Raw genomic sequence first — 2,243 nt, forward strand, 5'->3', positions numbered from 1 at the left:
ACTGGTTGATCTGCTTTAATACCGTACTTTGCACGGATTGCAGTTCTTTATATTTTACATAATACCCCATCTTCATCTCCTGTATTTTAGTTAACGGTAACTGGTTTACTTTGATTGCCACTGTCTTTATTGTTTTTCCCTTTTGTAAATTAATCTTACTTGCATTTAAGGTTATTTTTCCCTGCTTTACTTCCTTATCAGTTGTACTTATATTGTCAGTACTTTCTGTATTCTCTTTACTGCTGCTATTATCTGTGGAGTCTGTTTGATCCGTGCTGCCTGTATCGTCCGTAGTTGTTGGTATTTAAAAGTAGTAACGCTTGCAGGAATATTTCTTATCCAGATAAGTATCTTTGGAAATATCCTGTATCGTACGTTTATGTAAACTTATTGGAACAACACATGAAAATCCGATTGTATACCCATAATTAAATATAAATAATTCAGAACTTCTGTTTCAGGGATGATTTGTGTAGACATTCATATGTAATAGCAATTTTTTGTATTATCTTCTATAAATTCTAATAAATTTTTCTTTCATTTCTTGATTTTTACAAAATCTTAATAGCAATTGAAATAAATCTATATCTTCTTCTCGTGACCAAGCATCAATATTGCTTAATGGTTTTTTATACTCTATTTTCACAATTTCTTTATTAGAGACGATTAATTTAAAATATGCTCTAAGATTTTCAAGATTTCTCTGATGAAACTCAAAATTAATATCTTTGATAATATAACGAAAATCATCAGCAAAAAAGAGTATTTCCTAACCAAAACTGGCGAATATGGCTTAATGGCTATAATACTTCAGTTATGAAAATCTATCTTACTGTTTTAAACACTGGTCCATTACTACATCCGCTAATGAAAAATGCATATACTGTCTGTCACTAGTACCTATATACGGCGATGGTTTCATCTTTTCTTATTAAATCATTATCAAAATTAATAGATACGATATTCTCTTATCATAAGCTTAATACAATCATATTTAAAATAATAATGACATCATCTCGTAATGAACTATAATAACTATTTCTCACTTATCATTGCTCAATCCGCAGAATTACAGGGTTTGTTAAGATATTGTAAACAGCAGTTCTGTGGAAGAACTACTATCACTTGTTTCATATGATTACAGTAGTAGCAACACATTCTATTATCATCGATTCAATTTGTCCGACACTTCAAATGAAAATCCGACTGTATACCCAAGGCAATTTTTTTTGCTAAAGTCTCTTAATTCATATCATGGATTACATCACTTCGTGACAGCCATGATAATGAATTAAGAGACAGGGATTTAGAGAGTTGGAAGTCCTAATGTATAACCATAATTAAATATATTCTTCTGCTACTTCAATAGAATCAGAAATATCTATATTAGGATACTTCTTTTCTATATCTCTTAAGCATTTAATATACTCTGTACTTTGAAGATTATATGCAATTTCTTCAAATACTTCACTAACATACAGAACTTCCTTTGCATCTAATTGTTCAAGAATGTTAATTGTTTGTTTAACATTTTCACTCAAGAAATCAATTAGCTTATTTCTACATTTTTCAATATTAAAATCATCTTCATCGTTTGTTTGAATTCTTTCATTTATAACATTTTTTACTTCACTAAGCATACTTTTCTCCTTTATGGCTGTAAATCTGCATCAGGAAATATGGTTCCTACTTTTCCATTTGTTTTAATAATTCCTACCCTCACGCCATCATATTCACCAAATCCAATAACACCATCTGCTAAGCTTTTGTTTTCTGACAAGTTAGCTACAAATTCACCTGCCTCTTTAATTTTATTGTCCGACCAATTTTCAGGGAACCATGCTTGTCCAGTTCCTGCTCTCTTTGATGGAGTTTTATGTTTTGGTACATTTCCTACTCTGACTCCATTGTCATATTCTTTAACAACATTATACTCTATACCATTTTCTTTTAGAACATCAATATTAGATTGACCATGTCCTCCACCTTTCATTCTAGATACTTCACCTGTCTTAGGATTATAAGTAAAATCTCCTTTTGTGGAATGCTTTAATCCTACATCGTCCACAGAACTTAAGCCACCCTTAATCCCAGTCTCAGCCAAATCTTTGTCAACCACTTTACTCAATACGGTTTGATATTCTGATGTCTTATAGTATCCACTCACATTTTTCACACTGTCATACTTGGTCATTCCTCCGTATGTCAGCATTCCTACTGCCGCTCCTGTCATTGTGGCCAGT

The 2,243-nt window shown here is 31.6% G+C and carries 2 protein-coding genes; both read right to left on the minus strand.

Annotated elements, in window-relative coordinates; genetic code table 11:
- Positions 1 to 1,340 precede the first annotated feature (1,340 nt).
- Positions 1,341 to 1,640: a hypothetical protein gene (locus C8E03_RS21565; RefSeq protein ID WP_110292089.1), complete on the minus strand. Its 300-nt coding sequence runs from the start codon at positions 1,638 to 1,640 to the stop codon at positions 1,341 to 1,343.
- Between the two features lie 11 nt (positions 1,641 to 1,651).
- On the minus strand, positions 1,652 to 2,243 hold a 592-nt coding region (locus C8E03_RS21570), incomplete at its 5' end, for an EndoU domain-containing protein (RefSeq protein WP_207657825.1).

The organism is Lachnotalea glycerini (assembly GCF_003201285.1).
GTDB classification, from domain to species: Bacteria; Bacillota; Clostridia; order Lachnospirales; family Lachnospiraceae; genus Lachnotalea; species Lachnotalea glycerini.